The 26,677-nt window shown below is 67.0% G+C and carries 30 protein-coding genes; 12 read left to right on the top strand and 18 right to left on the bottom strand.

Features of this window, described 5'->3' with window-relative positions:
* The 7 genes from IB278_RS32050 to hpxZ form a co-directional block, all read left to right on the top strand.
* Positions 1 to 738, top strand: a 738-nt coding sequence (locus tag IB278_RS32050; protein ID WP_192328184.1) for a ring-opening amidohydrolase, incomplete at its 5' end; no start/stop codon positions are given.
* A 163-nt stretch (positions 739 to 901) separates the two neighbouring features.
* Positions 902 to 2,116 carry an FAD-dependent oxidoreductase gene (locus IB278_RS32045; protein ID WP_192328182.1) on the top strand — a complete coding sequence of 405 codons (1,215 nt, stop codon included), beginning with the start codon at positions 902 to 904 and terminating at the stop codon, positions 2,114 to 2,116.
* Positions 2,113 to 2,658: a VOC family protein gene (locus IB278_RS32040; protein WP_192328179.1), complete on the top strand. Its 546-nt coding sequence runs from the start codon at positions 2,113 to 2,115 to the stop codon at positions 2,656 to 2,658. The genes IB278_RS32045 and IB278_RS32040 overlap by 4 nt, the downstream gene beginning before the upstream one ends.
* Positions 2,645 to 3,652 carry an ABC transporter substrate-binding protein gene (locus IB278_RS32035; RefSeq protein WP_145739661.1) on the top strand — a complete coding sequence of 336 codons (1,008 nt, stop codon included), beginning with the start codon at positions 2,645 to 2,647 and terminating at the stop codon, positions 3,650 to 3,652. Before IB278_RS32040 ends, IB278_RS32035 begins: the two co-directional genes overlap by 14 nt.
* Positions 3,653 to 3,660: 8 nt before the next feature.
* Positions 3,661 to 4,494, top strand: a complete 834-nt coding sequence (locus tag IB278_RS32030) for an ABC transporter ATP-binding protein (protein ID WP_192328175.1) — start codon at positions 3,661 to 3,663, stop codon at positions 4,492 to 4,494.
* Positions 4,491 to 5,267 carry an ABC transporter permease gene (locus tag IB278_RS32025; RefSeq protein WP_145739660.1) on the top strand — a complete coding sequence of 259 codons (777 nt, stop codon included), beginning with the start codon at positions 4,491 to 4,493 and terminating at the stop codon, positions 5,265 to 5,267. The genes IB278_RS32030 and IB278_RS32025 overlap by 4 nt, the downstream gene beginning before the upstream one ends.
* An 8-nt stretch (positions 5,268 to 5,275) precedes the next feature.
* A complete protein-coding gene (hpxZ, locus tag IB278_RS32020; RefSeq protein ID WP_225613304.1) occupies positions 5,276 to 5,665 on the top strand; it encodes an oxalurate catabolism protein HpxZ in 390 nt (129 codons plus the stop codon).
* Between the two features lie 12 nt (positions 5,666 to 5,677).
* On the opposite strand, the gene IB278_RS32015 is transcribed toward hpxZ, so the two are convergent.
* The 17 genes from IB278_RS32015 to IB278_RS31935 all read right to left on the bottom strand — a co-directional run bounded on the left by IB278_RS32015 (position 5,678) and on the right by IB278_RS31935 (position 20,930).
* The gene (locus IB278_RS32015; protein WP_192328173.1) at positions 5,678 to 6,205 is read right to left on the bottom strand and encodes a DUF3617 domain-containing protein; all 528 of its coding nucleotides are present in this window, start codon (positions 6,203 to 6,205) and stop codon (positions 5,678 to 5,680) included.
* 80 nt (positions 6,206 to 6,285) lie between these two features.
* Positions 6,286 to 6,993 (bottom strand): phosphatase PAP2 family protein, encoded by a 708-nt coding sequence (locus IB278_RS32010; protein ID WP_192328170.1) that lies wholly within the window; start codon positions 6,991 to 6,993, stop codon positions 6,286 to 6,288.
* A gap of 49 nt (positions 6,994 to 7,042) precedes the next feature.
* On the bottom strand, positions 7,043 to 8,206 hold the full coding sequence (locus IB278_RS32005) for a Gfo/Idh/MocA family protein (RefSeq protein WP_192328167.1): 1,164 nt from the start codon (positions 8,204 to 8,206) through the stop codon (positions 7,043 to 7,045).
* 77 nt (positions 8,207 to 8,283) lie between these two features.
* Entirely contained in the window at positions 8,284 to 9,246 is a 963-nt protein-coding gene (locus IB278_RS32000) for a substrate-binding domain-containing protein (protein WP_055808012.1), read from the bottom strand.
* Between the two features lie 47 nt (positions 9,247 to 9,293).
* Positions 9,294 to 10,319, bottom strand: coding sequence for an ABC transporter permease (locus IB278_RS31995; RefSeq protein WP_186454103.1), 1,026 nt, complete (start codon positions 10,317 to 10,319; stop codon positions 9,294 to 9,296).
* Complete coding sequence (locus IB278_RS31990) at positions 10,282 to 11,820, bottom strand: sugar ABC transporter ATP-binding protein (RefSeq protein ID WP_192328163.1); 1,539 nt, start codon at positions 11,818 to 11,820, stop codon at positions 10,282 to 10,284. Before IB278_RS31990 ends, IB278_RS31995 begins: the two co-directional genes overlap by 38 nt.
* On the bottom strand, positions 11,817 to 12,986 hold the full coding sequence (locus tag IB278_RS31985) for an ROK family protein (protein WP_145740545.1): 1,170 nt from the start codon (positions 12,984 to 12,986) through the stop codon (positions 11,817 to 11,819). The genes IB278_RS31990 and IB278_RS31985 overlap by 4 nt, the downstream gene beginning before the upstream one ends.
* Before the next feature lie 237 nt (positions 12,987 to 13,223).
* A complete protein-coding gene (locus tag IB278_RS31980; RefSeq protein ID WP_145739649.1) occupies positions 13,224 to 13,643 on the bottom strand; it encodes a F0F1 ATP synthase subunit epsilon in 420 nt (139 codons plus the stop codon).
* 12 nt (positions 13,644 to 13,655) lie between these two features.
* Complete coding sequence (gene atpD / locus IB278_RS31975; protein WP_124958922.1) at positions 13,656 to 15,056, bottom strand: F0F1 ATP synthase subunit beta; 1,401 nt, start codon at positions 15,054 to 15,056, stop codon at positions 13,656 to 13,658.
* Positions 15,057 to 15,183: 127 nt separating this feature from the next.
* On the bottom strand, positions 15,184 to 15,573 hold the full coding sequence (locus tag IB278_RS31970) for a hypothetical protein (protein WP_145739647.1): 390 nt from the start codon (positions 15,571 to 15,573) through the stop codon (positions 15,184 to 15,186).
* 87 nt (positions 15,574 to 15,660) lie between these two features.
* A complete protein-coding gene (gene atpG, locus IB278_RS31965) occupies positions 15,661 to 16,536 on the bottom strand; it encodes a F0F1 ATP synthase subunit gamma (protein ID WP_145739645.1) in 876 nt (291 codons plus the stop codon).
* A gap of 21 nt (positions 16,537 to 16,557) precedes the next feature.
* Complete coding sequence (gene atpA, locus IB278_RS31960; RefSeq protein WP_145739643.1) at positions 16,558 to 18,111, bottom strand: F0F1 ATP synthase subunit alpha; 1,554 nt, start codon at positions 18,109 to 18,111, stop codon at positions 16,558 to 16,560.
* A 48-nt stretch (positions 18,112 to 18,159) separates the two neighbouring features.
* The gene (locus IB278_RS31955; protein ID WP_145739641.1) at positions 18,160 to 18,690 is read right to left on the bottom strand and encodes a F0F1 ATP synthase subunit delta; all 531 of its coding nucleotides are present in this window, start codon (positions 18,688 to 18,690) and stop codon (positions 18,160 to 18,162) included.
* 8 nt (positions 18,691 to 18,698) lie between these two features.
* A complete protein-coding gene (locus IB278_RS31950) occupies positions 18,699 to 19,169 on the bottom strand; it encodes a F0F1 ATP synthase subunit B (RefSeq protein WP_007830193.1) in 471 nt (156 codons plus the stop codon).
* A gap of 77 nt (positions 19,170 to 19,246) precedes the next feature.
* Complete coding sequence (gene atpE / locus IB278_RS31945) at positions 19,247 to 19,510, bottom strand: F0F1 ATP synthase subunit C (protein WP_007830191.1); 264 nt, start codon at positions 19,508 to 19,510, stop codon at positions 19,247 to 19,249.
* A 60-nt stretch (positions 19,511 to 19,570) separates the two neighbouring features.
* The gene (gene atpB, locus IB278_RS31940) at positions 19,571 to 20,440 is read right to left on the bottom strand and encodes a F0F1 ATP synthase subunit A (protein WP_145739640.1); all 870 of its coding nucleotides are present in this window, start codon (positions 20,438 to 20,440) and stop codon (positions 19,571 to 19,573) included.
* Positions 20,441 to 20,444: 4 nt separating this feature from the next.
* Positions 20,445 to 20,930 (bottom strand): ATP synthase subunit I, encoded by a 486-nt coding sequence (locus tag IB278_RS31935; protein WP_015867635.1) that lies wholly within the window; start codon positions 20,928 to 20,930, stop codon positions 20,445 to 20,447.
* A 158-nt stretch (positions 20,931 to 21,088) separates the two neighbouring features.
* On the opposite strand from IB278_RS31935, the gene IB278_RS31930 reads away from it, so the two are divergent.
* From IB278_RS31930 to lipA, 4 genes are read left to right on the top strand one after another with little or no spacing between them, the layout of a single operon-like run.
* The gene (locus IB278_RS31930; protein ID WP_192328160.1) at positions 21,089 to 21,982 is read left to right on the top strand and encodes a D-amino acid aminotransferase; all 894 of its coding nucleotides are present in this window, start codon (positions 21,089 to 21,091) and stop codon (positions 21,980 to 21,982) included.
* Positions 21,979 to 22,293 carry a YbeD family protein gene (locus IB278_RS31925; protein WP_192328157.1) on the top strand — a complete coding sequence of 105 codons (315 nt, stop codon included), beginning with the start codon at positions 21,979 to 21,981 and terminating at the stop codon, positions 22,291 to 22,293. The genes IB278_RS31930 and IB278_RS31925 overlap by 4 nt, the downstream gene beginning before the upstream one ends.
* Before the next feature lie 25 nt (positions 22,294 to 22,318).
* Positions 22,319 to 22,999 (top strand): lipoyl(octanoyl) transferase LipB, encoded by a 681-nt coding sequence (gene lipB / locus IB278_RS31920; protein ID WP_192328154.1) that lies wholly within the window; start codon positions 22,319 to 22,321, stop codon positions 22,997 to 22,999.
* Between the two features lie 7 nt (positions 23,000 to 23,006).
* Positions 23,007 to 23,990 carry a lipoyl synthase gene (lipA, locus tag IB278_RS31915; RefSeq protein WP_145739634.1) on the top strand — a complete coding sequence of 328 codons (984 nt, stop codon included), beginning with the start codon at positions 23,007 to 23,009 and terminating at the stop codon, positions 23,988 to 23,990.
* A 17-nt stretch (positions 23,991 to 24,007) separates the two neighbouring features.
* Here the strand turns inward: lipA and IB278_RS31910 are convergent, their stop codons facing one another.
* The gene (locus IB278_RS31910) at positions 24,008 to 25,579 is read right to left on the bottom strand and encodes an MFS transporter (protein WP_192328151.1); all 1,572 of its coding nucleotides are present in this window, start codon (positions 25,577 to 25,579) and stop codon (positions 24,008 to 24,010) included.
* A 110-nt stretch (positions 25,580 to 25,689) separates the two neighbouring features.
* On the opposite strand from IB278_RS31910, the gene IB278_RS31905 reads away from it, so the two are divergent.
* Positions 25,690 to 26,595 carry a LysR substrate-binding domain-containing protein gene (locus IB278_RS31905; protein ID WP_192328148.1) on the top strand — a complete coding sequence of 302 codons (906 nt, stop codon included), beginning with the start codon at positions 25,690 to 25,692 and terminating at the stop codon, positions 26,593 to 26,595.
* Positions 26,596 to 26,677: the final 82 nt, after the last annotated feature.

Genomic DNA, 26,677 nt, shown 5'->3' with positions numbered 1-26,677 from the left:
GGGCAGCATGTCGGGCGCTGGGCGCAGTTGGCGTCGGTGGCCGGCGCGGTGCGCGAGGCGATGCGCGGCGCCGGCATCGCCCGCGCCGAGGACGTGGCCTTCGTGCAGGTCAAGTGCCCCTGCGTGACGGCCGCGCGCGCCCAGGCCGCCACCGCGGCCGGCCACACGGTGCTGACCGCCGACTCGGGCCGCTCCATGGCGGCGGCGCGTGCCGCCGGCGCTTTCGGCGTGGCGATCGCACTGGGCGAGCTGCCCGACGACCCGGCGCTGGAGGCCGCGATGGGGGCCGACTTCGAACGCTTCTCCCGCCGTGCGAGCATTTCGTCGGGCGTCGAGGTCGAGGCCAACGAAGTGATCGTGCTCGGCCACAGCGCGGCATGGGAAGGCACGCTGCGCATGGCCTGCGCACCGATGCGCGACGCGCTGGACATCGGCGCGGTGGCCGAGGCGCTGCGGCCGCTGGGCATGAACGCGGCGCCCCAGCTGAGCGCGGCCGATGCAGCACGGGTGGCGGCGGTGTTCGTCAAGTGCGAGCCCGACCGCCGCGGCCACGTGCGCGGCCTGCGCCACACCATGCTCGACGACACCGACATCAATGCCCAGCGCCACATCCGCGGCGCGGTCGGCGGCATGGTAGCCGGCGTGCTGGGGGACGCGCGCATCTTCGTTTCGGGCGGCGCCGAGCACCAGGGGCCGGACGGCGGCGGACTGGTCGCGGTGATCGCGCACGCGGCATGACGGCACGCTTGCAAACCGATGCCGGTGCGGACTTGGTACGCATCCTGCAGGTGCCCGCACCCACCATGCACGCCACCGGCCACGCCTTCGAACAACGCCATCCCCGGCAACACCGGCGTCGCGCGCCTGCCGCGGCGGCGCCTCTCAGCGAGAGCTCATCCGCATGAAGATCGTGATCATCGGAGCCGGCGTGGCCGGCGCCATCCTGGCCCGCCGGCTCGCCGCGCTGCCTGGCGTCGAACTGCATTGCCTGGAGCGCGTCGGCCCCGACGACCACTCCGAGGCCGGCACCGGCCTCAACGTGGGCCCCAATGCGGTCAAGGCGCTGCGCCTGTGCGACGCGGCGCTGGCCGCCGAGGTCGAGGCCGCGAGCCTGCCGTGGAAGCACTGGCAGATCGCCCTGACCGACGGCACGGTGCTGTTCGACCTGCCGCTGTCGCAGGTGGCGGACAACCCCAGCATCCGCATCCGCTGGTCGGAGCTCTACCGCGTGCTGCGCGAAGGCGCGGGCGCGGCGATCCGGTACGGCTGCGAGATCGCGTCGATCGCCGCGGCCACGGGCGGCGGCGGACGCACCGCCGTGCGCTACGTCCAGGGCGGCGTCGAGCACCGCATCGACGACATCGACCTGCTGGTCGGCGCGGACGGCCGCTATTCCGCCACCCGTGCGGCGTTCTCGGGCCTGCCCGAGCCGCGCCATGTGGGCGTGGCGATCCTGCGCACGCTGGTGCCCGACACCAGCGCCGGCCTGATCGACGACTACGGCCAGTGGTTCAACGGCCCGCACCGGCTGCTGGCCTTCCGCGTGCCGCCGGGGCATGTCTACATCGCGGCGACCTACCCGGTCGAACCCGGCGCGCCGCTGCGCGACGAATGGAAGACCGAAGCCACGATGCGCGCCACCTACCGGCCCGCGCAGGGTGCGCCGAGCCCGCAGGTGCAATGGCTGATGGACGCCATGTGCGCAAACCTGCCGCACAGCCACTGGGCCCGCATGCAGGAGTCCGACGTGCTGTTCGGCGAAGCCGATTTCAATGTGATGTACCTGGGCGACAGCGCCCACGGCATGGCACCCACGCTGGGCCAGGGCGCGACCCAGGCCATGGAGGACGCCTGCGCCGCCGCGCTGATCCTCGAGCGCGAGATCCGCGCCGGCCGCCAGGCGCCGCGCGACTGGCTGGCGCTGGTGGACGCCGCGCGGCGCGAGCGCATCCGCTTCGCGATGGCGCTGTCGATCACGGCCACCGACACCATGCTGGCCGGCGCCGATCCGGTGGCCGGAACGCGCTGGAAGACCGGGCCCGGGTTCCTCGGCGACCTTTCCACCCTGTTCCGCGACGTGTCGCTGGGCCAGCGCGAGCCGGTGCCTGCGCCATGACAACGACGAACGCCGCCATCACGCACGGCCTCTTCCATCTCGCGATCAAGACCGCGGACCTTGGCCGCACCCGCGCCTTCTGGACCGGCGTGATCGGCCTGCGCGAGATCGCGCGGCCCGACTTCGGCTACCCCGGCGCATGGCTGGCCTGCGGACAGCCGGGTGGCCAGGCCATCATCCACGTCTATGCCGGCGGCCCGGCGCTCGGCCAGGGCGGCCAGGTGCCGCACGGCAGCGGCGCCATCGACCACGTGTCGCTGGCCTGCTCGGGCTACCACGCCTATGTCGCGCGCTTTCGCGCCGCGGGGCTGGACTGGCGCGAATTCCTCGTGCCCGGCACCACGCTGTGGCAGCTGTTCGTCTACGACCCGAGCGGCGTGCAGCTCGAGCTCACCTTCGAAGGCGCGGTGGAAGACGGCGCGCCGCCCGACATGTCGGCCGCGCGCGCGTACCGCGCCGGCAGCTCCTTCTTCGACCCGCTTGCCTATCCCGCCCTGACCCCGCCACCCCGTTCCGGAGAACCCCACGATGCCACGCCCTGAGCTTTCCTTCGCCGCGCCCCTTCGTGCCGCCGCCCGTCTCGCCGGCGCCGCGGCCTTCGTCCTCGCCGCGTTCGCGGTGCTGCCGGCCCAGGCGGCCGACCGGATCAAGGTCGGCGTGTTTCCCTCGAGCGCGGCACTGCCGTTCTACGTGGCCGTGAACCGCGGCTACTTCAAGGAGGCCGACCTGGAGATCGAGGAGGTGCCCATGACCAGCCACCCGCTGACCGTGCAGGCGCTGGTGTCGAACGGCATCGACGCGGCGGTGAACCTGGTGACGCTCGAAGGCGCCAACATGGAATCGCGCCGGCCCAACACGCTGAAGTACATCTCGCTCAACGGGCAGAACGCGCAGCACGTGATCGAGCAGTTCGTCGTCAAGGCCGACAGCCCGGCGCGGACGCTGAAGGATTTCAGGAACGGCTTCAAGCTGTTCTCGGCGCCCGGCCCCGCCAACATCGGCGCGGCGCGCGCGGTGCTCAGGAAGGTGGGCCTGACCGAAGGCCGCGACTTCACGATCCAGGAGCAGCAGATCGGCGTGCACCTGGGCGCGCTGCAATCGGGCAACTTCGACGGCGGCTACACGCTCGAGCCGTCGGCCACCATCATGGTTGCGCAGAAGATCGGCAAGCGCATCGAGGCCGGCGTGATTTCCACCTACCTGCTGGGCAACAAGAGCGCCTCGGCCTTCGCGGCCGGCGCCGTGATGTCGGGCAGGTTCATGGCCGACAAGCCCGACGTGGCCAGGCGCTTCGCCGCCGCCTGGGCGCGCGGCGTGAAGGAAGCGCAGGCCGACAGCAGCGCGCGCGGCTACCTGGTGCAGGGCATGAAGGTGCCGCCCGAGCTGGCCGCCACCGTGCCGCTGCCGCGCATCGTGATGGCCAAGGACATGACCCCCGCCGATGTGGGCGACTTCCAGAAGTTCCTCGACATCGGCACCGAGCTGGGTGTGGTCAAGGACAGGATCGACGGCAAGGCGCTGGTGCGGGCCTTCTGATGCGCACCATGAGCACCCATCTGCCGATCGGCACCGCCGCGCCCGATGCCGCGGACGGCGGCGCCTCGCACCGCTGGTACCCGAAGGGCACGCACATCACGATCCGCGGGCTGACCAAGCGCTTCCAGGAAGCAACCATCTACGACAACTTCGACCTCGACATTCCGAAGGGAAAGATCGTGTCGGTGTTCGGCCCCAACGGCTGCGGCAAGAGCACGCTGATCAACATGATCGCGGGCATCCTGCCGTGCGACAGCGGCCAGATCCTGTTCGAGGGCAAGGAAGCGCGCGAGACGCGCATCGGCTACGTGTTCCAGAACTACCGCGAGGCGGTGTTCCCGTGGCTGCGCGCGATCGACAACATCCGCTACCCCCTGCAGTACCTGAACCTGTCGAAGGTGGAGCAGCAGTCGCGCATGGACAGGCTGATGGAGAGCTTCGACGTCAAGCTCGACCTGCAGCGCTACCCCTACCAGATGTCGGGCGGCCAGCAGCAGCTGGTGTCGATCATGCGGGCGCTGGTGGTCGACCCCGAGGTGCTGTTCCTCGACGAGCCTTTCTCCGCGCTCGACTACGAGATGGTGATGTTCCTGCGCGAGCGGCTGCAGAAGGTGCTGGTCGAACGCCGGACCACCACCTTGCTGGTCTCGCACGACCTGGACGAGGCCGTGCTCTTGGCCGACGAGGTGCTGCTGCTGACCAAGCGGCCCACGCGCGTGGCGGAGAACCTGCCCTTCGACGTGGCGCGCCCGCGCACGGCCGACACCACGATCACGCCGGCCTTCATCGCCACCAAGACCCGCGCGCTGGACGTGTTCCAGCGGGAGGTGCGCAAGCCATGAGCCTCGCCCATCGAGCCAACGCCTTCGGCGCCCGCCTGCGGCCGCTGTTCGGCATCGCCGCGCTGATCGGCCTCTGGGCCTTCGTGCATGGGACACGCGCGGTCGACCCGGTGCTGCTGCCCTCGCCGCTCGAAGCCCTCGCGGCCTTCTGGAACGGCCTCGCGCACGGCACGCTGTGGGGCGACTTCTTCAAGACCATCGTGCGCACCGTCACGTCCTTCGGCCTTGCGCTCGTGATCGCGGTGCCGCTCGGCATCGTGCTAGGGTCGAACGAGAAGATCTACGAATCGATCGAGTTCGCGATCGACTTCTTCCGCTCGACGCCGGCCTCGGCCATGTTCCCGCTGTTCCTGGTGCTGTTCGGCGTCGGCGAGGCCACCAAGATCGCGGTCGCGGCCTTCGGCGCGGCGCTGGCCATCCTGTTCAACGTCGCCTACGGCGTGATGAGCGCGCGCAAGCAGCGCCAGCTCGCGGCCAAGGTGATGGGCGCGCCGCGCTGGCGCGTGCTGACCGACGTGATCCTGCTCGAATCGATGCCGCAGGTGTTCGTCGGCATGCGCTCGGGCGTGTCGATCGCACTGGTGATCGTGATCGTGGCCGAGATGTTCATCGGCTCCACCGATGGCCTCGGACAGCGCATCATGAACGCGCAGACCATTTTCGACATGCCCGACATGTACGCCTCGATCTTCGCGGCGGGCCTGCTCGGCTACGTGATGAACCTCGTGTTCCTGGTGGCGGAGCGGCGCTTCGTCCACTGGGGCGGAAAGTAAGACAAGCCATGACCGTTTCCATGACCGACATCAACCTGCCCGCCGTGCTCGCCGAAGTCGAGGCCGCGTTCGCCGAGTACGAACGCGCGCTCGTCACCAACGACTTGCCGGTGCTCGACAGGCTGTTCTGGGATTCGCCGCACACGCTGCGCTACGGCGCCGGCGAGAACCTCTACGGCTATGACGCGATACGCGCGTTCCGCCAGGGCCGGCCTGCGGTCAACCTCGAGCGCGAGATCACCGCCAAGGCCATCACCACCTTCGGGCAGGACTTTGCGGTCGCGAACGTCGAGTTCAGGCGCACGGGCAGCGACCGCACGGGCCGCCAGAGCCAGGCCTGGGCCCGCCTGCCGGAGGGCTGGCGCGTGGTGTCGGCGCACGTGAGCCTCATGGGCTAGGGCCAGCCAGCGCTATTTCTTCGGCTGGCCCTTCATCATGTCGATGACGTTCAGCTTCATGCCGTTCCCCATGATCATGTCGCCGGGCTTCTGCCCGGCCTTGCACGGGCCGACCCACTTCGCCTCCATGACGAAGCTCCCACCGGATTTGCCCATCATCGGCGGCTTGTAGGTCGAGCTGCTTTCCATCCGGTAGCTGGAACCGAAGTCGCCCGTGACGACCGCGTGGCTGGTGGCGGTGGTCGTGCCCATGCTGCACACGGAATCGATCACCAGCGTGCCGCCTTCCCTGCGCATCTCCTGCTTCGAGCAGGCGTCCTTGCCCATGCCCTGCCCCATGTCGCGCAGCGCCTGGTCGGTGGCGGCGTCGATGCATTGCTGCACGGTCTGCGCCGGCGCGCTGTTGGCGCCACCGGCGCCGTCCCCCATCTTCATCTCCCAGAGGCCGGGTTTGCGCGGGGGATAGTCGATGGCCAGTGCCGGCAAGGCCGTGCAGCAGGCCAGCATGAAGAAGGCGATGGCCGATGGACGAATCTTCATGGCGGGCTCCGCGTCGGTTCAAAGAAAAGGATGCCCAGGTTCTACCGCGCGCGGTGCGCCGGTGGAATAGCGCAATCGGCCTACGCCGGCCGTGCCTGCACGGCGGCTGCCGCCACCGCGGCCTTGCGGGGACGCGAGGCCAACCCGAAGCCGATGCCCAGCGCCAGCCCGCCGAGCACGTCGACCAGCACGTGCTGGCGCACCGCCATCGTCGAATAGACGATGGCCACGGCCCACGCGATGTTGAGCGCGCGAGCCCATGCGGGTGCAGCCACCTCGCGCAGCTGCCGCGCGAGCACCACGCTGGCAAACACGGAGAATGACACATGCAGCGACGGAAACGCGTTGCCGGCCGCATCGACGGTTTTCAGCAAGTGCAGCGAGGTGCCCGGGCTGGTGTCGATGCTGAAATTCGGGATGGCTGTCGGCACGAACCAGAACACCGCGAGCGCGATGCCGGTCATGAAGGCGCAGCCCAGCGCAAAGCTCCACAGTTCACGCCTGTCCTTGGCAAGGAACACCGGCAGCGCGATGTAGAGCCACAGCGAAAGATAGACCGGCAGCAGCGCGGGCCAGAAGGCGATCAGCCGGTCGAACGCGGTGAGCGGCAGCGTCCAGGGCTGGCCGGCGTTCTTCATGATCCAGAAATACAGCGGAAAGAACCCCGCGGTCGCGACCGTGTTGCCGACCAGCTTCAGCGGCCAGAGCGCGCGGCACCGCCGGACCAGGGCGTGAAGCCAGGGCTGTGGATTCGAAGGTGGCGGATCTTTGAAAGAAGAAGGTGTCATGAACGCCCGATGTGGTGCGCCCGGAACTCGCGCATGCGAGCCCGCGGCCCTACCAGGGCGTCCATTTTGATTCGCTTTGGGCCGAGGCCACCGTGCGCTCGATGAAGCGCACGCCGCGCGCGCCGTCTTCCACGCGCGGGTAGTCGGCCGCGATGGCATCGGCCGGCTTTCCAGCATGCCGTGCGCGGATGTCCGCCACGACGCCGGCATAGATGTTGGCAAAGGCCTCGATGAAGCCTTCGGGATGGCCGGCCGGCAGGCGGCTGGCGCGCTGCGCGGCCTCGCACAGCCATGGCGAGCCGCGCGTGAAGATTTGCTTCGGCCCGTCGTGCGGCAGGTGCACCAGCTGGCTCGGCTGCTCCTGCCGCCATTCGAGCGTGCCGAGCGTGCCCGAGACGCGCAGCCGCAGGTCGTTCTCCAGGCCGGTGTTGATCTGCGAGGCAATCAGCACGCCGCGCGCGCCGCCCTTGAAGCGCAGCAGCAGGCTGCCGTCGTCGTCGAGCATGCGGCCCGGCACCAGCGCGCTCAGGTCGGCGCACAGGCTCTCGATCTCCAGGCCGGTGACGCTCGCGACCAGGTTCTCGGCGTGCGAGCCGATATCGCCGATGGCGCCGGCCGCGCCGCTCCTCGCGGGATCGGTGCGCCAGCCGGCCTGCTTGTTGCCGGCGCCTTCGAGCTGGCTCGCGAGCCAGCCCTGGTTGTATTCGACCACCACCTTGCGCAGTTCGCCGAGTCGGCCCGAGCGGACCATCTCGCGCGCCTGCCGCACCATCGGGTAGCCGGTGTAGTTGTAGGTCACGCCGAACAGCGTGCCCTGCTTCTTCACGGCCGCAACCAGCGCATCGGCCTGCGCGCGCGTGTGCACCAGCGGCTTGTCGCACACCACGTGGAAGCCGGCTTCGACGAAGGCCTGCGCGACCGGAAAGTGCACGTGGTTGGGCGTGACGATGGAGATGAAGTCGATGCGTTCCTCGGGCGGGCGCTTGAGCTCGTCGGCCAGCAGCGACTGCCAGTCGCCGTGGTTGCGGCCGTCGGCCAGGTGCAGGTCGCGCCCCGAGGCGCGCGCCTTGTCCGGACTCGACGACAGCGCGCCGGCCACGAGCTCGATCTGCCCGTCGAGCGCCATGGCGTTGCGGTGCACGGCGCCGATGAAGGCGTCGCGGCCGCCGCCGACCATGGCGCAGCGCAGCTTGCGGGGAGTTGTATCGGTCATGTCGAAGCGTTCCTGGAAACTGTCCCCTCTCCCTCTGGGAGAGGGAGTGAAGCGATCGGCCGGACGGCCGATGGCATTCAGAACGGCGAATTGGGGTGGTAGAAATCTTTCGCGTTTTCCTTGGTGATCAGCACCGAGGGAATGATCGTGGTCGCGGGCAGCTTCTCGCCCTTCAGCCGCGCCTCGGCCGTGAGCTTGATCGCGTCGTAGATGAACTTGGGCGAGTAGCTCACGTCGGCGCCGATGCGCTTGTCCTTGCCGTCCATGATGGTCTTGACCATGCCCTTGGCGCCCGCGCCGCCGAAGACGATCTTGATGTCGTCGCGCTTGGCCTGCTCGATGGCCTTGAGCACGCCCACGGCCATGTCGTCGTCAGCGGCCCAGATGGCGTCGATGTTCTTGAAGCGCGTGAGGTAGTCTTGCGTGACCTTGAAGGCATCGTCGCGGTTCCAGTTGGCGTACTTGGCGTCGAGCAGCTTGATGTCGGGATGGTTCTTGAGCACCGCGTTGAAGGCGTCCATACGCTCGTTGTCCAGCGTGGTGGCAATGCCGCGCAGCGCAACCACGTTGCCCTTGCCGCCGAGCTGCTTGGCGATGTACTCGGCCGGGATGCGGCCGAAGGCAGTGTTGTCGCCGGCCACGTAGGCATCCTGCGCGCTGGTGTCGGTGAGGCCGCGGTCGACCACGGTCACGTAGGCGCCCTTGGCCTTGACCTGCGCCACCGGCTTGGTGAGCGCGGCCGATTCGAACGGGAATACCACCAGCGCATTGATCTTGGTGACGGTCGACAGGTCCTGCAGCTGGTTCGCCTGCTCGGGCGCGTTGGCCGCGGTCTTGATCGTGATTTTCAGGTCCTTGTGTTCCTTCTCCAGGTCCTTCTTCGCCTGGTTGGCCCAGTAGTTGATGCCACCCATGAAGCTGTGCGTGGCCGCTGGAATCGAAACGCCGAGGTTCACCTTCTCGGCAGCGAATGCGGGCAGGCTCGCGAGCGCTGCGGCCGCCACGGCCGTGAGTGCGATGCGACGTGTGAAGCTTGTCATGCTGGATGTCTCCTCTTGGTGGATGGAACGGAACGAACGGGAAAGAACTAGCGCCGGCCGCGTTGGAGGAACGCGACGATGATGATCACGAAGCCCTGCACCGCGGCGTTGAGGTACACGCTGATGATGCTGGTGAGGTTCAGGATGTTGCTGATGACCGAGAGCAGGATGGCGCCGATCACCGTGCCGGTGATGCTGCCCGCACCGCCCTTGAGCGCGGTGCCGCCGACGATCACCGCGGCAATCGCCTCGAGCTCCCACAGGAGGCCCGTGGTCGGCGAGGCCGATCCGAGGCGCGGCACGTAGAGCAGCGTGGCAATGCCCACGCACACGCCGAGCAGCACGTAGGTGAGGATCTTCACGCGGTCCACGTCCACCGCCGCATAGCGCGCGACCTGCTCGTTGGAGCCTATGGCCTGCACGTAGCGCCCGTAGGCCGTGCGGTTCAATATGACGCCGCCGATGATCGCGACGATCACGAACACCCACACCGGCACCGGGATGCCCGCGAGGCTTGCGTAGTACACCGGCGCATAGAGGTCCGACAGCTCGTTGTCGAGCGTAAGCGCGCCGCCGTCGGCAAAGTACGTGAGGTAGGCGCGGAAGATGCCGAGTGTGCCCAGCGTGACGATGAAGGGCTCGATGCGCCCCTTGGTGATCAGCAGCCCGTGCGCCAGGCCGAACAGCGCACCCAGCACCACCGCAAGCACCGCGCCCATCACCACCGCCATGAGCGGCGAGCCCGAGGCTGGCCCGGCCCAGTTGATGAACATGATCACGCTGCCCGCGATGAGCGCCGCCATGGAGCCCACCGACAGGTCGATGCCGCCGGAGATGATCACGAAGCACATGCCCACCGCGATGATGCCGATGAAGGCCGTGCGCGTGAGCACGTTCATGGCGTTGTCAACGGTGGCGAAGTCGCTGTTCAGCAGCGTGCCGCCGATGCACAGCAGCACCAGGCCGATGACCGGCCCGAGCCCGTGCAGGTGCTCGGTCCAGCGCGGCCTGCCGCCGCTGCGGTGTTGCGCGGCTTCAGGCTGCGGCATGGAGGTCTGCGGTTCCGGTGGCATGAGCGATGAGCTCCTCTTCAGTCAAGTGGTCGGCGTTGAGCGTGGCAACCAGGCGGCCCGCGCGCATCACCGCGACGCGGTGGCACAGGCCGATGAGTTCCATCAGCTCCGACGAGACGACGATCACCGCGAGCCCTTCGCGGGCGAGTCGCTGGATCAGGAAATAGATGTCGCGCTTGGCACCGATGTCGACGCCGCGCGTGGGCTCGTCGAGCACCACGACCTTCGGTCTGGGCTGCAGCACTTTGGCGAGCGCGAGCTTCTGCTGGTTGCCGCCCGAGAGCGACGATGCGCGCACCTCGAGCGAACCGGTGCGGATGCCGTAGTCCTTCACGGCCTCGGCCAGCGCGCCGCGTTCGGCCTCGGGCTGGAGCCATGGCTTCGCGTAGCGTTCGAGCGCCATCAGCGTGAGGTTCTCGCGCAGGCCGAAGTTCACGTGCAGGCCCTTGCCCTTGCGGTCCTCGCTCAGGTAGGTGAGGCCATGCTGGGCGGCCTCGCGCGGATTGCGCCAGCCCTTGCGGTGGGGCACCGGCCTGCCGAGCATCTCGACATCGCCGCCCGCGGGCCTGAGGCCCAGCAGGCCTTCGAACAGCTCGGTGCGGCCCGCGCCAACCAGCCCCGCGAAGCCGAGGATCTCGCCGGGGCGCACCTCGAAGTTCACATCCTGCGCCCAGCCGGGCACGCTGAAGTTGCGCACGCGCATGGCGGGCGCGTCGGCGGCCACCACCACGTCGCGCGGCGGGTACAGGTCGGCCAGCTCGCGGCCCACCATGAGGTTGGCCATCTGGTGGCGCGTGAGCTCGGGTGTGGGCGCACGCGCCACGAAGCGGCCGTCGCGCATCACGATCACCTCGTCGGTCACCTGCTCCACTTCGTCGAGCTTGTGCGAGATGTAGACGATGGTCACGCCGTCGGCGCGCAGCTGCGCGATGAGCTTGAAGAGGCGCTCGGTTTCGCCGGGTGTGAGCGTGGCCGTCGGCTCGTCCATGACCAGCAGGCGTGCTCGGCGTGCAATGGCCTTCGCAATTTCGACGAGCTGCTTCTCGGCCACGATGAGCCTGCGCACCTTGGTGCGCGGATCGATGTTCAGGCCGACGGCGGCGAGTGCGGCGGCAGCGTCGCGCTCCATCGACGCGTCGTCGAGCAGCCAGCCCTTCTTCCTTTCATGGCCGAGGAAGATGTTCTGCGCCACGCTCAGGTCTTCCGCGAGGTTGAACTCCTGGTGGATCAGCACGATGCCCAGCGCCTCGGCGTCGCGCGAACTCGCGAACTGCTGCGGCTGGCCGTTGATGCGCAGCGTGCCGCCGGTGAGCGGCTCGTAGCCCGACAGGATCTTCATCAGCGTGGACTTGCCCGCGCCGTTCTCGCCGAGCAGGCCGTACACGCGTCCGGGCGCGAGCGAGAAACTCACGCCGTGCAGCACCTGCACCGGACCGAAGGCCTTCACCACGCCATCGAATTCGACCGCGACGCTTCCCTTGCCCTGTGCTTCTGCCGTCATGGCGCCACTCCGCGGACCTTGAGTGTTTCATGCATCGCGAGCACGCCGGCGCCCACCAGGCCGCCCTGCACGCCCAGCGGCGTGTACTGGATTTCGAGATGCCGCGTCGAAAGCGCGAGCGAGCGCTGGTACACGCTCTGCCGCACGGCCGCCAGGAACAGCGGCCCGATGCGCGTGATGCCGCCGCCGATGAACACATGCGAGGGATTGAAGAAATTCACCACCGACGCCAGCATCTGGCCGATCAGATTGCCCGCGCGCTGGATGATGCCGTTCGCGGCCGTATCGCCGGCGCGGCTCGCCTGGCCCACGTCGACGGCATCGATGCGCCCGTGCAGGCGCAGGCATTCGGCCAGCATGGCGCTTTCGCCGGCTTCGGCCGCCTGCACGGCCATGCGCGTGATGGCCGGGCCCGCGGCCATGGCCTCGACGCAGCCGACGTTGCCGCAGTGGCAGCGCGGGCCGTCCTGGTCGACGCAGATGTGGCCCACGTCGCCGGCCGACCCGGCCGCCCCGCGATAGACCTCGCCATGGCAGACGATGCCGCAGCCGATGCCGGTGCCGATCTTGATGACGAGGAAGTTGTTGAGCGAGCGCTTCAGCCGCCAGAGCTCGCCGAGCGCCATCAGGTTCACGTCGTTGTCGACGAAGACGGGCGCCGCGTAGTCCTCGCGCAGGTAGTCGCGGATCGAGAAGCTGTCCCAGGCCGGCATCAGCGGCGGATTCACGAGCTGGCCGATTTCGAAGTTCACCGGACCTGGCACGCCGATGCCGATGCCCAGCACCTCCTTCGGGCCGTGGCCGCAGCGCGCGAGCAGCTCCCGCATCAGCGCGCGCACCCGCGCCAGCACCACGGCCGGGCCCTCGCGCACATCGGCCGGTTCGTCGTGCTGCGCGAGCACCGTGAGGTCGGGGCGCAGCACTGCAACGTCGAGACTGGTGGCGCCGATGTCGATGCCCACGAGCACGCCGAGGCCGGCATGCAGCTGCAGGTTCTCGGCGCGGCGCCCGCCCGAGGAACGCTGCAGGCCCGCTTCGGCCAGCAGGCCTTGCTCGACCAGGCCGGCGATCAGCGCATTGGCCTTGCTCTTGGAGAAGCCGAGCTGTTCGGCCATGGCATGGCGCGAGCCGCCGGCCGACCAGAAGGTGGTCTCCAGCAACCGCATCTCGTCCGCAGTGATGCCACTCCAGGGTGCCACGCGCTTTGTCTCCAGATATTCTTTTTGCCGGCGGCTGCAGCCGCTGCAGTCCGGGGCGAAGGCGAATACTAGGGGCATGGCTTCAGCCGGACAAGGCCAAACTTCGACCATGTTCAAACCAAAGTTGGGCTTTTGCAGGAGCGCCGGACGCAAAAAAGCCGCCCGGAGGCGGCTTTTTCGCGAAGAGCTTTTCTGCGCTCCTGCTTACTTCTTCTGGCGGTACTTGCGCAGCGCAGCGATCTGCGCAGCCATCACGGCCAGTTCCGACTGCGCCATCGCGATGTCGATGTCGCTCTTGGCGTTCTTGAGCGCTTCCTCGGCGGCGGCCTTGGCCAGGTTGGCCTTCTCGTCGTCGAGGTCCTTGCCGCGGATCGCGGTGTCGGACAGCACGGTGACGGCGTTGGGCTGCACTTCGAGAATGCCGCCGGCCACGAAGACGAATTCCTCGCCGCCGTCGGCCGTTTCGATGCGCACCGCACCCGGACGGATGCGCGTGATCAGCGGGGTGTGGCGCGGGTAGATGCCGAGCTCACCGGCTTCACCGGGCAGCGCGACGAACTTGGCTTCGCCCGAGAAGATCGACTCTTCCGCGCTGACCACGTCCACATGAATGGTGCCTGCCATGGTGATTCCTTTTTAAGCGACCTTCTTGGCCTTCTCGAACGCTTCGTCGATGCTGCCCACCATGTAGAACGCCTGTTCCGGCAGGTGGTCGGCTTCGCCGTTCACGATCATCTTGAAACCGCGGATGGTTTCGGCCAGCGGCACGTACTTGCCGGGCGAACCCGTGAACACTTCGGCCACGTGGAAAGGCTGCGACAGGAAGCGCTGGATCTTGCGGGCGCGGGCCACGGCCAGCTTGTCTTCCGGTGCCAGTTCGTCCATGCCCAGAATGGCGATGATGTCGCGCAGTTCCTTGTAGCGCTGCAGCGTGCCTTGCACGGCGCGGGCCACGTTGTAGTGCTCTTCGCCGACCACGTTCGGGTCGAGCTGGCGCGAGGTCGAATCGAGCGGGTCCACGGCGGGGTAGATACCGAGCGAAGCGATGTCGCGCGACAGCACCACGGTGGAGTCCAGGTGGGCGAAGGTGGTGGCGGGCGACGGGTCGGTCAAGTCGTCGGCCGGCACGTACACGGCCTGGATCGAGGTGATCGAGCCGACCTTGGTCGACGTGATCCGCTCCTGCAGGCGGCCCATTTCCTCGGCCAGCGTCGGCTGGTAGCCCACGGCGGAAGGCATGCGGCCCAGCAGAGCCGACACTTCGGTACCGGCCAGCGTGTAGCGGTAGATGTTGTCCACGAAGAACAGCACGTCGCGGCCTTCGTCGCGGAACGACTCGGCGATGGTCAGGCCGGTCAGCGCCACGCGCAGACGGTTGCCCGGGGGTTCGTTCATCTGGCCGTAGACCATGGCCACCTTCGAGTCCTCGAGCTTCTCGAGGTTCACGACGCCGGAGTCGGCCATCTCGTGATAGAAGTCGTTGCCTTCGCGGGTACGTTCACCCACACCGGCGAACACCGACAGGCCCGAGTGAGCCTTGGCGATGTTGTTGATGAGTTCCATCATGTTCACGGTCTTGCCCACGCCGGCGCCGCCGAACAGGCCCACCTTGCCGCCCTTGGCGAACGGACACACGAGGTCGATCACCTTGATGCCGGTTTCCAGCAGGTCCTGCGAAGGCGACAGTTCGTCGTACGCGGGTGCCTTGCGGTGGATCGATGCGGTGAGGTCCTGGCTCACGTCGCCGCGCTCGTCGATCGGACGGCCGAGCACGTCCATGATGCGGCCGAGCGTGGCCTTGCCGACGGGCACCGTGATGGGCGCGCCGGTGTTGGTCACGATCAGGCCGCGGCGCAGGCCGTCGGACGAGCCGAGCGCAATGGTGCGCACCACGCCGTCGCCGAGCTGCTGCTGGACTTCGAGGGTCAGCCCGCCGCCTTCGAATTTCAAGGCGTCATAGACCTTGGGCATCTGGTCACGCGGGAACTCCACGTCGACCACGGCGCCGATACATTGGACAATTTTTCCTTCAGCCATGGCGTTTCCTTCTGGATCTCAATAATGTTGCGACAGGTTCTTGCAGAAGCGTCCTTGTGCCATCGCGGGCCGCTTTTGCAAGAATGCCGGACGGGCCGGCACCCTTGGTTTCTTCAGATACTTCCGATCAGCACTTCATGGCCGCGGCCTGCGCGGCGAAGGCATCGCTGGCAGCCTTGCAGGCCTGGCCCAGCGCGGCCTTGTCGGTGCCCATCGAAGCCCATGCCGCCTTGGTCTGCTCGACGCTCGCCTTCATCGCATCGGCGGCAGCGCCGCTTTGCGCCGACACGCACGCCTGGGCCTTGGCCAGGTAGTCGTTGCACTCCTGCGGCAGGTCCGCGGCCGATGCCGTGGGAGCGGCGGCTGCGGGCGCGGCCGGTGCCGCCGGAGCGGCAGGCGCCGCGGGAGCGGGCGCCGGCGCAGCGGCAGGTGCCGGCGGTGCAGCAGGCGCCTCTTCCTTCTTGGAACAGGCAGTCAGGGCGGCGGCCATGGCCACCAGAACGAGAAGTTTCTTCATTTGTGCAGAGTCCCCAGAAAAAGGCCTTCGGTTATCGGTTCGCAGTGCGAAGCGCGAATGGCAATGTGGCCCGGTCCATTGCCGCAATCAAACACCGGCAGCCGCAGCGGCGCCGGACACGATTTCCGAAAGCTCCTTGGTGATGCCTGCCTGGCGGGTCTTGTTGTAGACCAGCTTGAGCTCGTTGATCACATTGCCGGCGTTGTCCGTCGCCGCCTTCATTGCGACCATCCGGGCGGAGTGCTCGGACGCCATGTTCTCGGCCACGGCCTGGTAGACCAGCGACTCCACATAACGCACCAGCAGCTCGTCGATCACGCTCTGCGCATCGGGCTCGTAGATGTAGTCCCACGAATGCTGGCCGGCCTCGACCTGCAGCGAGTCCGCGGCCAGCGGCAGCAGCTGCTCGACGAGCGGCTCCTGCTTGATCGTGTTGATGAACTTCGTGTAGCACAGGTACACGGCCGACAGCTTGCCTTCCGCATAGGCGTCGAGCAGCGTCTTGACCGGGCCGATGAGCTTGTCGAGATGCGGCGTGTCGCCCAGGTGGGTGACATGGGCCACCACGCGCGCACCGATGCGGTTCAGGAAGCCCAGGCCCTTGCTGCCGATGGCCACCGACTCGATCGCGATGCCCGCGCTCTGCGCTTCCCGCAGCTTGGCCGTCACGGCGCGCAGCAGGTTGGTGTTCAAGCCGCCGCACAGGCCCTTGTCGCTCGTGACGATGATGAAGCCGATGGCCTTGGCCTCGTTCTTCTTCATGAACGCGTGCGTGTACTCGGGATTCGCCTTGCCCAGGTTGGCCGCGATGTTGCGGATCTTTTCGCTGTAGGGGCGGGCGGCACGCATGCGCTCTTGCGCCTTGCGCATCTTGGAAACCGAGACCATTTCCATGGCCTTGGTGATCTTCTTGGTGTTTTCCACCGATTTGATCTTGCCGCGGATTTCCTTACCAGCTGCCATGAGTGCTCCTTGTCCGGCCGATCAGGCGAACGACTTCTTGAACGACGTGATGGCGGCGGTCAGCTCGGCTTCGGCGTCCTTGTCGAGTGCCTTGGCCTTTTCGATCTTGTCGAGCAGCGCAGCATGGCTGGACTTCAGGAACTGGTGCAGGCCGTGTTCGAACGGCAGCACCTTCTTGATGTCCAGGTCGTCCATGAAGCCCTTGTTCACCGCGAACAGCGTGGCGCCCATCAGCGAGATCGGCAGCGGGCTGTACTGGGCCTGCTTGAGCAGTTCGGTCACGCGGGCACCGCGGTCGAGCTGCTTGCGGGTGGCTTCGTCCAGGTCGGAGGCGAACTGCGCGAACGCAGCCAGCTCGCGGTACTGGGCCAGGTCGGTACGGATACCGCCCGACAGTCCCTTGATGACCTTGGTCTGCGCCGACGAACCCACGCGCGACACCGAGATACCGGCGTTGATGGCGGGGCGGATACCGGCGTTGAACAGGTTGGTTTCCAGGAAGATCTGGCCGTCGGTGATCGAGATCACGTTGGTCGGAACGAAGGCGGACACGTCGCCGGCCTGCGTTTCGATGATCGGCAGCGCCGTGAGCGAACCCGTCTTGCCCTTGACTTCACCCTTGGTGAAGGCTTCGACGTAGTCGGCGTTCACGCGGGCTGCGCGCTCGAGCAGGCGGCTGTGGAGATAGAACACGTCGCCGGGGTAGGCTTCGCGGCCTGGCGGGCGGCGCAGCAGCAGCGAAACCTGGCGGTAGGCCACGGCTTGCTTGGAAAGGTCGTCATAGACGATGAGCGCGTCTTCGCCGCGGTCGCGGAAGTATTCGCCCATGGTGCAGCCCGAGTAGGCCGACACGTACTGCATGGCGGCCGATTCGGAGGCCGATGCGGCCACCACGATGGTGTAGTCCATCGCGCCGGCTTGTTCGAGTGCGCGCACCACGTTCTTGATCGACGAAGCCTTCTGGCCGATCGCAACGTAGACGCAGGTCATGTTCTGACCCTTCTGGTTGATGATCGCGTCGATCGCCACGGCCGTCTTGCCGGTCTGGCGGTCGCCGATGATCAGCTCGCGCTGGCCGCGGCCGATCGGCACCATCGAGTCGATCGACTTGAGGCCGGTCTGCATCGGCTGGTCGACCGACTTGCGGGCGATCACGCCCGGTGCGACCTTCTCGATCACGTCGGTCATCTTGGCATTGATCGGGCCCTTGCCGTCGATCGGCTGGCCGAGGGCGTTCACCACGCGGCCGATGAGTTCGGGGCCGACGGGCACTTCCAGGATGCGGCCCGTGCACTTGACGGTGTCGCCTTCGGAGATGTGCTCGTACTCGCCCAGAATCACGGCGCCGACCGAGTCGCGCTCGAGGTTCAGCGCCAGGCCGAACGACGGCGTGCCGTCGGCCGTGGGCGGGAACTCGAGCATTTCGCCCTGCATTGCATCGGACAGGCCGTGCACGCGCACGATGCCGTCGGTCACCGAAACCACGGTGCCCTCGTTGCGGATGTTCGCGCTGACTCCGAGGCCCTCGATGCGGCTCTTGATCAGTTCGGAAATTTCTGCGGGATTGAGTTGCATGACTCTTTCCTTCTTTCTTTGAGGCTACAAGTAGAGGGCTGAAGACCGTCAGGCCGCCAGCGCAACTTTCATTTGTTCAAGGCGCGCTTTGACGGAGGTGTCGAGCACCTCGTCGCCGACCACCACACGAATGCCGCCGATCAGCTCCGGCTCCTGCTGGACCGTGACCTGCAGCTTGCGGCCGAAGCGCTTTTCGAGCGCGGCCGCCACATTGGCCAGGGCCGAGGCGTCGATCGGGAAGGCGCTGTAGACCACGGCGTCGGACGAACCGCTCTTCGCGTTGGCCAGTGCCCGGAACTGCTTCGCAATTTCCGGCAGCACCGAGAAGCGCCCGTTGTCGAGGAGCGCACCCAGGAAGTTCTGGGCATGGGCGGGCAGCGGCGCACCGAAGGCGCCGGCGACCACGCCGAGAACCTGCTCGGCCGTGGCCTTGGGGTTGTCGGCGAACTGCTGGAGCTCCGGACTGGCCGCGATGACGGCCATCTTTTCGAGCCAGGCGCTGGTGCCGGCAACGTCGGACGACGAGGCCTTGAAGAGCGCCTCGGCGTAGGGGCGTGCAATGGTGGCGAGTTCTGCCATGGCTTCTATCAGAGTTCGGTCTGCAGGCGGGCGAGCAAATCGGCGTGAACGCCTGCATTCACTTCCTTGCGCAGGATCTGCTCTGCGCCCTTGACGGCCAGGGCCGCGACTTGCTCGCGCAGCGCTTCGCGCGCCTTCAGTGCCTGCTGGTCGGCTTCGACGCGTGCGGCTGCAACGATCTTGTTGCCTTCCTCGGTCGCGCGGGCCTTGGCCTCTTCAACGATGGCCTGGGCGCGACGTTCGGCGTCGGCAAGACGCTGTGCGGACTCGTTGCGTGCCTGGCCCAGTTCGGCTTCCACGCGCTTGTTGGCGGCGGAGAGTTCGGACTTGGCCTTGTCGGCGGCAGCGAGGCCTTCGGCGATCTTCGCAGCGCGGTCGTCCAGCGCCTTCGCGATCGGCGGCCACACGAACTTCATCGTGAACCCGACCAGGATCAGGAACACGATCATCTGAACGATCAGGGTACCGGTAATGCTCACTTTTCACCCTCTCTTTGGGATTGAATGCGAAGCCATTCCACAGAGGGGAACGACGACACGGGTCCGACGAGAAAGACTTACTTCGGCAGGTTGGCGATCTGAGCCAGGAACGGGTTGGCCGTTGCGAACCAGAGGGCGATACCGGTGCCGATAATGAAAGCGGCGTCGATCAGACCAGCCAGCAGGAACATCTTGGTTTGAAGTTCACCCATGAGTTCAGGCTGACGTGCGGCCGACTCGAGGTACTTGCTGCCCATGATGCCGATGCCGATACATGCGCCCACAGCGCCCAGACCGATGATCAGGCCGGCGGCCAGTGCAACAAAGCTAATAACTTCCATGATGACTCCTAGAGGACTTTGGTTGAAGAGAAAACAAAAAACGAAAACGAAAACGGATGATCAGTGGTGATCGTGGGCCTGGCCGATGTAGACCAGCGCCAGCATCATGAACACGAACGCCTGCAGCGTGATGATCAGGATGTGGAAGATGGCCCAGGCCGTGCCCGCGATGATGTGGCCGATGGCCAGGCCGATGCCGGTGGCCGACAGCGACCAGGCGCCGCCCATCAGCGCGATCAGCAGGAAGATCAGTTCGCCGGCATACATGTTGCCGAACAGCCGCATGCCGTGCGAGACGGTCTTGGCGATGAACTCGATCATCTGCATCGCGAAGTTGAACGGATACAGCGCCCAGTGGTTGCCGAACGGCGCGGTGAAGAGCTCGTGCACCCAGCCGCCCAGGCCCTTGATCTTGATGTTGTAGTAGAGGCAGACCAGCAGCACGGCCACCGACATGCCCATTGTCACCGAGAGGTCGGCCGTGGGCACGACGCGCAGGTAGGCATGGTGCGGGTCTTCGCCGGCGATGTGGAAGATCTTGGCCCAGATCGCCGGGAACAAATCGACCGGGAACAGGTCCATTGCATTGAGCAGGAAGATCCAGACGAAGATCGTGAGCGCCAGCGGGGCCACGAACTTGCGGCTGGTGGCGTTGTGAACGATGCCCTTGGCCTGCTGGTCGACCATTTCCACCAGCAGTTCGACAGCCGCTTGAAAACGGCCGGGAACGCCCGAAGTAGCCTTGCGGGCAGCCAGCCAGAGCAGCCAGCAACCCAGGATGCCCAGTGCTATCGAGAAGAAGAGCGAGTCGAAATTGAAAACCGAAAAGTCCGCAACACCGCCCGGCTTGGAGCTTTGCAGGTGCGTCAAGTGGTGAATGATGTATTCACCCGCGGTCTGACCATGTTCCGCAGCGTTTTCAGCAGCCATTCAGTTACTCGTCTCTATGTTGCCGGCGCCGGGGCGAGAACATCACCGCCAACCAGGCCGCCTTCATTGTCACCACCAAACCGATCAGCATTGCTGGCCAGCTCAGCGCCGTTATCAGCCTTGGCGCTGCGAACAACATCGCAATCGACAAGGCCATCTTGACCATTTCCCACAGGAAGAACCCAACCACCGCAGTGCCCGGATTCAGGGAAGAAAACCGGCCGGTCAGCCCCCGCGCGAACACCGCAGCAGGAATGACCACCGCAATCGCGCCGTAGCCGGCGGACCACCCCAGATTTTGCCTCCCCGTCAGTCCCCAGGCGGCCAAAGCCACCAGCAGACCGACAACCAACTGCCCCGCGATGACCCACCAGGGGGAGATCGAGGGATGCCTTGCTCGCAGTTCACGCGCCTCATCGGCGGTCAACGGCTTGTATTCTGCGTCGAGGTCTTCCGCGACTTGCTCATCTTTTCGGGCGATTGTTTTCATTTCGAATGAAGCCCGGATGACGACCCAGAATTTCTACAAAGCCATTGATTATAAGTAAAAACCCAGCCCGTCCGGCCACCCGAGCTGTCGCGTTTGCAAATCGAGGCTTCGTTGGCTGACGAGAACCCGACCTGCCGCGCGCAACCATAATTCCAGACATGCACCCTCTTACCGCCGCACTCCCCTCCACGCTCTGCTACCTCGACGGCGAGTACACCGCACTCAAGGACGCACGCATCAGCGTGCTCGACCGCGGCTTCATCTTCGGCGACGGCGTCTATGAAGTCGTCCCCGTCTACGGTGGCCAGCCCTTCTGCTTCGAGGAGCACATGGCACGCCTCGATCGCTCGCTGGCCGAACTGCAGATCGCCAATCCGCTCACGCTCGCCCAGTGGCGCAGCATCGTGATGCGGCTCGTCGAGCCGGGCAGCGATGCGCCCCAGGCCGTGTACTTTCAAGTTACCCGCGGTGTCGCGCCGCGCGATCATGCCATGACCCGGGGCGTGCGCCCGACGGTGTTCGTGATGGTGAATCCGCTGCCGCCGGTGGCCGATGCCGTGCGCGCCAAGGGCGTGGCCTGCGTGAGCGCGGCCGACTTCCGCTGGCAGAAGGCGCACATCAAGAGCACCAGCCTGCTGGGCGCGGTGCTGGCGCGGCAGATCAGCGTCGAGGCCGGCGCGGCCGAGACCATCATGTTCCGTGACGAATGGCTCAGCGAGGCCTCGTCGAGCAATGTGTGGATCGTGAAGGACGGCGGCCTCGTGGGGCCGCCCAAGGACAACCTGGTGCTGACCGGCATCCGCTACGGCCTGCTCGAACGCCTGTGCGCCGAGTGCGGCATCCCGTTCACTCTGCGCCGCATCTCGCGCGATGAGGTTTTCGGCGCCGACGAGCTGCTGCTCTCGTCGGCCAGCAAGGAAGTGCTGCCGGTGGTGACCCTCGATGGCCAGGCGATTGGAAATGGCCGGCCCGGCCCCATCTATCAAGCCTTGTACGCAGCCTACCAGCAGGCCAAGCTGAGCAACGCGCAAGCGCAAGGAGTTCCCGCATGACCGACACCAACGACAAGATCGAAACCGCCACCGTCCACGTTCCCGATCCGCGCAAGGAATCGCTGATCGAGTACCCCTCGCAGTTCCCGATCAAGGTCATGGGCGTCAAGGCCGATGGCTTCGTGCATGCCATCACCCAGATCGCCGAGCGTTTCGATCCGGCGTTCGACGCCACCACGGTCGAGCTGCGCGACAGCAAGGCGGGCAACTACCTCGGCGTGACGATCACCGTCACCGCCACCAGCCGCGAGCAGCTCGACGATCTCTATCGCGCGCTCTCGGGCCATCCGCTGGTCAAGGTCGTTCTCTGAAGAAGCGGCGAGCGCCGAGCACGTCATGAGCACGGGCATCGAACTGGCATGGCTCGGCGCTGCCGACTACGCCGCCACCTACGGCGCGATGAAGCAGTTCACGCTCGAGCGCCTGCCCGAGACGCCCGATGCGCTGTGGATCTGCGAGCATGCGCCGGTCTTCACGCAGGGCATTGCGGGCAAGCAGGACCACATCCTGAACCCCGGCGCAATCCCCGTCGTGCAGACCGACCGCGGCGGCCAGGTCACCTTCCACGGCCCGGGCCAGGTGGTGGCCTATCCGCTGATCGATCTTCGGCGCGCAGGCTACTTCGTGAAGGAATACGTCTTTCGCATCGAGGAATCGGTGCTGCGCACGCTGGCGCACTTCGGCGTGACCGGCCACCGCGTGGCGGGCGCGCCGGGCATCTACGTGCGGCTCGACGACCCTTTTTCGCATGCCGCGCTGACCGGCCCGCTGCCCGCGGGCGACCCGTTCCGCGGCCTCGGCAAGATCGCCGCGCTCGGCATCAAGGTGAGCCGCCACGCCACCTACCACGGCGTGGCGCTCAACGTCGCGATGGACCTCGAACCCTTCTCGCGCATCAACCCTTGCGGCTATGCGGGGCTGCAAACGGTCGATCTTTCTACAATCGGGGTCCAAACCACATGGGAAGAAGCTGCCCGGGTCCTGAGCCAGAAGCTCAGCACCTACCTGGCGCCTTGACACTCCAATGAGCACCACAGAAGTCGTCCGCGACGCACAAAGCGCCGAAACCTACAACCCGCTGGCCAAGCAGAAGGCCGCGGCCAAGCTCTCGCGCATCCCCGTCAAGGTGGTGCAGCAGGGCGAGGTGCTCAAGAAGCCCGACTGGATCCGCGTGAAGGCCGGCAGCCCCACCACGCGCTTCTACGAGATCAAGCAGATCCTGCGCGAGAGCAACCTGCATACGGTCTGCGAAGAAGCCTCCTGCCCGAACATCGGCGAATGCTTCGGCAACGGCACCGCCACCTTCATGATCATGGGCGACAAGTGCACGCGCCGCTGCCCGTTCTGCGACGTGGGCCACGGCCGCCCCGACCCGCTCGACAAGGACGAGCCGCTCAACCTTGCCAAGACCATCGCCAAGCTGCGCCTGAAGTACGTGGTGATCACCAGCGTCGACCGCGACGACCTGCGCGACGGCGGCAGCCAGCATTTCGTCGACTGCATCACCAACATCCGCGAGCTCTCGCCGATGACGCAGATCGAAATCCTCGTGCCCGACTTCCGCGGCCGCGACGACCGCGCATTGGAAATCCTCAAGGCCGCACCGCCCGATGTGATGAACCACAACCTCGAAACCGCGCCGCGCCTCTACAAGGAAGCGCGCCCGGGCAGCGACTACCAGTTCAGCCTCAACCTGCTGAAGAAGTTCAAGGCGCTGCATCCGCAGGTTCCGACCAAGAGCGGCATCATGGTGGGCCTCGGTGAAACCGACGAAGAGATCCTTCAGGTGATGCGCGACATGCGCGCCCACGACATCGACATGCTGACCATCGGCCAGTACCTGTCGCCGTCGGGCTCGCATCTGCCGGTGCGCCGCTACGTGCATCCCGACACCTTCAAGATGTTCGAGGAAGAGGCCTACAAGATGGGCTTCAGCCATGCGGCCGTGGGCGCGATGGTGCGCTCGAGCTACCACGCGGACCAGCAGGCGCACGCCGCCGGCGTCTGAGAGACCGCCGGCGCGCCTCAGCGCCCGCCGGCCGCCCGGGGTGAAGCTTCCCGCGCGGCAGCCGGAGCCTGCCGGCCGCCGAACACCGCGAAGCTGAGCGCCGCGGCCAGCCAGGCGCCGAGCCCGCCGTACAGCATGACCCAGCCGAAGCCATGGGCCACGGCGGCCTGCAGGAGTGCACCGGACGCATCCGGCACCGCCAGCGTCGCCAGCGCCTGCTGCGCGCCCGCCATGTCCCCGCCCGCGAGCTGCCCGGCCAGGGCGCGCAGCCGCGCCGCATCGAGCGCCGTCCCCAGCGAGCCCCGCAGCGCAGCCAGGATGCCCGCCACCAGCACCAGGCCCATCAGCGCGATGTTGATGGCCAGCGAGATGAGGCGCGCGCTGACGTCCATGCCCGAGGCCATGCCGGCGCGGTGCGCGGGCACCGAGGCGGTGGTCATGTTGGTCGCGGGCGTGGTGGTCAGGCCCAGGCCGATGCCGGCAATGAGCGCACCGGGCAGCACCGTCCAGCCGCCCAGGTGCGCGAGGCCGCTGCCCCACTTCATCGCCATGAAGCCCAGGCCGATCAGGAACAGGCCGGCGGGGATCACGAAGCGCGCCTGGTAGCGCAGCAGCAGCCATTGCGCGATCGGCGGCATCACCAGGAAAGGCACCGTGTAGACCAGCAGCGCCAGCCCCACGGTGGCCGTGTCGTAGCCCAGGCCGGCGGAAAAATACAGCGGCAGGTAGATCATGAACGGCCAGTAGCTGCAGTTCATGCCGATGCAGCCGACGATGGCACCCGAGAAGTCGCGGATGCGGAACACCGAGAAGTCGAACATCGGGTGCGGATGGAAGCGCTCCACCGCGACGAAGGCTGCGAGGCCCGCCGCGGTGACGGCCATCAGCCCCAGCGCGGCCGGGCTGGTCCAGCCCAGGCTGTCGCCCTGCGTGATCAGCCAGGTGAGCCCGAGCACCGCGATGGTCAGCGTGACGATGCCCGCCAGGTCCAGCTTCTGCTGGCTGGCCAGCGGATCGCGGGACTCCGCCACGCCGGCCATGATCAGCGCCAGCCCGAGCAACGCCAGCGGCGCATGCACCAGGAAGACCCAGTGCCAGCTGGCCAGCGCAATGATCGCACCGCCCACCACCGGCCCGAAGCCCAGGCCGATGCCGGCCACCACGCCCCAGATCGCAAAGGCGCGGCCGCGCGCCCGGCCGTCCGGAAACTGGTGCGACAGGATCGCGATCGAGCAGATGAACATCGCACCGCCCGCCATGCCCTGCAGGAAGCGCGCGGCAATCAGCACCGGCGTGCCGGGCGCCAGCCCGCACAGCAGCGAGGCCACGCCGAAGGCCAGCACCGTGAGCGCGAACATGCGGCGCCGTCCGTAGCGGTCGGCCAGCGTGCCGGTGGCCATCAGCACCGTGGTGCAGGCGATGGTGTAGGCGTTCATGATCCATTGCAGGTCCTGGAAGTCGGCGTGCAGCCGCGCTTCGAGCACCGGCAGGATGATCGGCACGCTGGAAATCTCCAGGCCGAACATCAGCGCAGCGAGGCAGATGGCGGCCAGCGCGAGGGAGGGATGGCGGGGAGCGGAAGAGGACATCGGGGTGAGGAGAAAAAGGTGGTCCGAGGCATTCTCAAGACCCCGATTTCATTAGGCAAATGATTAAATTTCTACCCATTCAAGACGTAATTTCATTAATCTAGGTAGCCATGAGCTTCGACACCGGCCTGCTGCAGGCCTTCATCGCCGTCCATCAGGCCAACGGCTTCACCCGCGCCGCCGGGCAGCTGCACCTGACGCAATCGGCGGTCAGCCACCAGATCCGCCGGCTCGAGGAACTGGTCGGGCGCCCGCTGTTCCACCGCACCACGCGGCGCCTGCGCCTGACCGCCGATGGCGAGGACTTCCTGCGCCATGCCGAGCGCATCCTGCAGGCGCAGGACGCGCTGGCGCGGCACTTCCGCTGCTCGCCGATCGAAGGCACGGTGCGCTTCGGCGTGCCCGAGAGCTTCATGAGCGAGGGCCTGCCGCAGCTGCTGCAACAGTTCGCGCGCAGCTGTCCCAATGTGCGGCTGGAAGTGAGCGTGGGCCTGACGCTCGACCTGGCCACGATGGTGCGTGAGCGCGAGCTCGACCTGGCGGTGGTGGTGTCGGTCTCGGGCGAGGTCGAGGGCACGCTGCTGCGGCGCCTGCCGATGGTGTGGGCCGCGGCCGAAGGCTTCGAGCGCATGGAGGGAGCCTCGCTGCCGCTGGCCTATTCGCCGCCGCCCTGCGTATGCCGCCAGGTCAGCATCGATGCGCTGAACCAGGCCGGCATTCCCTGGCACGGCGCCTTCAGCTCGCACAGCCTGCAGGACCTGCGCACGGCCGCGTTGAGCGGCCTCGCGGTGGCCACCTTCACGCGCGACAACCTGCGCCCCGGCATGGCGGTGCTGGACGAGCGCGACGGCCTGCCCGCGCTGCCGATGCTGGACTTCACGCTGGCCTACGGCGAAGGCGATGCGGGGGAGCGCAGCCCGGCCGTGGCCGAGCTCGGCCGCCTGATCGAACAGGCCGAGTGGGCGCGCCGGGACAAGCCTGTGCGGCAGCCGCGCCGCACGCTGCGCGCGGCATAGGCTCACGCCCGTCGCGTGCGGCTCACCGCCGGGCCGGGGTCTTCGCTATCCTGCCGTTCTGGCCAAGACGAAGGATAGATTT

Source organism: Variovorax sp. VRV01 (assembly GCF_014852545.1).
In the GTDB taxonomy this organism is placed as follows: Bacteria; Pseudomonadota; Gammaproteobacteria; order Burkholderiales; family Burkholderiaceae_C; genus Variovorax; species Variovorax beijingensis_A.
Note: the sequence above shows the minus strand (reverse complement) of the source record. Positions and strands in the feature narration are given on the sequence as shown.

What these genes read in the sequence shown, in the direction of transcription:
- lipA (WP_145739634.1), top strand. Translation starts at nt 23,007, where the DNA reads ATGAGCACCACAGAAGTCGTCCGCGACGCACAAAGCGCCGAAACCTAC.
- IB278_RS31925 (WP_192328157.1), top strand. Translation starts at nt 21,979, where the DNA reads ATGACCGACACCAACGACAAGATCGAAACCGCCACCGTCCACGTTCCC.
- IB278_RS32040 (WP_192328179.1), top strand. Translation starts at nt 2,113, where the DNA reads ATGACAACGACGAACGCCGCCATCACGCACGGCCTCTTCCATCTCGCG.
- IB278_RS32015 (WP_192328173.1), bottom strand. Translation starts at nt 6,205, where the DNA reads ATGAAGATTCGTCCATCGGCCATCGCCTTCTTCATGCTGGCCTGCTGC.
- IB278_RS31955 (WP_145739641.1), bottom strand. Translation starts at nt 18,690, where the DNA reads ATGGCAGAACTCGCCACCATTGCACGCCCCTACGCCGAGGCGCTCTTC.
- IB278_RS31970 (WP_145739647.1), bottom strand. Translation starts at nt 15,573, where the DNA reads ATGAAGAAACTTCTCGTTCTGGTGGCCATGGCCGCCGCCCTGACTGCC.
- IB278_RS31905 (WP_192328148.1), top strand. Translation starts at nt 25,690, where the DNA reads ATGAGCTTCGACACCGGCCTGCTGCAGGCCTTCATCGCCGTCCATCAG.
- atpG (WP_145739645.1), bottom strand. Translation starts at nt 16,536, where the DNA reads ATGGCAGCTGGTAAGGAAATCCGCGGCAAGATCAAATCGGTGGAAAAC.
- IB278_RS32045 (WP_192328182.1), top strand. Translation starts at nt 902, where the DNA reads ATGAAGATCGTGATCATCGGAGCCGGCGTGGCCGGCGCCATCCTGGCC.
- lipB (WP_192328154.1), top strand. Translation starts at nt 22,319, where the DNA reads ATGAGCACGGGCATCGAACTGGCATGGCTCGGCGCTGCCGACTACGCC.
- atpE (WP_007830191.1), bottom strand. Translation starts at nt 19,510, where the DNA reads ATGGAAGTTATTAGCTTTGTTGCACTGGCCGCCGGCCTGATCATCGGT.
- IB278_RS31995 (WP_186454103.1), bottom strand. Translation starts at nt 10,319, where the DNA reads ATGCCACCGGAACCGCAGACCTCCATGCCGCAGCCTGAAGCCGCGCAA.
- IB278_RS31985 (WP_145740545.1), bottom strand. Translation starts at nt 12,986, where the DNA reads ATGCGGTTGCTGGAGACCACCTTCTGGTCGGCCGGCGGCTCGCGCCAT.
- IB278_RS32030 (WP_192328175.1), top strand. Translation starts at nt 3,661, where the DNA reads ATGAGCACCCATCTGCCGATCGGCACCGCCGCGCCCGATGCCGCGGAC.
- IB278_RS31910 (WP_192328151.1), bottom strand. Translation starts at nt 25,579, where the DNA reads ATGTCCTCTTCCGCTCCCCGCCATCCCTCCCTCGCGCTGGCCGCCATC.
- IB278_RS31930 (WP_192328160.1), top strand. Translation starts at nt 21,089, where the DNA reads ATGCACCCTCTTACCGCCGCACTCCCCTCCACGCTCTGCTACCTCGAC.
- IB278_RS31935 (WP_015867635.1), bottom strand. Translation starts at nt 20,930, where the DNA reads ATGAAAACAATCGCCCGAAAAGATGAGCAAGTCGCGGAAGACCTCGAC.
- IB278_RS31980 (WP_145739649.1), bottom strand. Translation starts at nt 13,643, where the DNA reads ATGGCAGGCACCATTCATGTGGACGTGGTCAGCGCGGAAGAGTCGATC.
- atpD (WP_124958922.1), bottom strand. Translation starts at nt 15,056, where the DNA reads ATGGCTGAAGGAAAAATTGTCCAATGTATCGGCGCCGTGGTCGACGTG.
- IB278_RS32025 (WP_145739660.1), top strand. Translation starts at nt 4,491, where the DNA reads ATGAGCCTCGCCCATCGAGCCAACGCCTTCGGCGCCCGCCTGCGGCCG.
- IB278_RS32035 (WP_145739661.1), top strand. Translation starts at nt 2,645, where the DNA reads ATGCCACGCCCTGAGCTTTCCTTCGCCGCGCCCCTTCGTGCCGCCGCC.
- IB278_RS32010 (WP_192328170.1), bottom strand. Translation starts at nt 6,993, where the DNA reads ATGACACCTTCTTCTTTCAAAGATCCGCCACCTTCGAATCCACAGCCC.
- IB278_RS31990 (WP_192328163.1), bottom strand. Translation starts at nt 11,820, where the DNA reads ATGACGGCAGAAGCACAGGGCAAGGGAAGCGTCGCGGTCGAATTCGAT.
- hpxZ (WP_225613304.1), top strand. Translation starts at nt 5,276, where the DNA reads ATGACCGTTTCCATGACCGACATCAACCTGCCCGCCGTGCTCGCCGAA.
- atpA (WP_145739643.1), bottom strand. Translation starts at nt 18,111, where the DNA reads ATGCAACTCAATCCCGCAGAAATTTCCGAACTGATCAAGAGCCGCATC.
- IB278_RS32005 (WP_192328167.1), bottom strand. Translation starts at nt 8,206, where the DNA reads ATGACCGATACAACTCCCCGCAAGCTGCGCTGCGCCATGGTCGGCGGC.
- atpB (WP_145739640.1), bottom strand. Translation starts at nt 20,440, where the DNA reads ATGGCTGCTGAAAACGCTGCGGAACATGGTCAGACCGCGGGTGAATAC.
- IB278_RS32000 (WP_055808012.1), bottom strand. Translation starts at nt 9,246, where the DNA reads ATGACAAGCTTCACACGTCGCATCGCACTCACGGCCGTGGCGGCCGCA.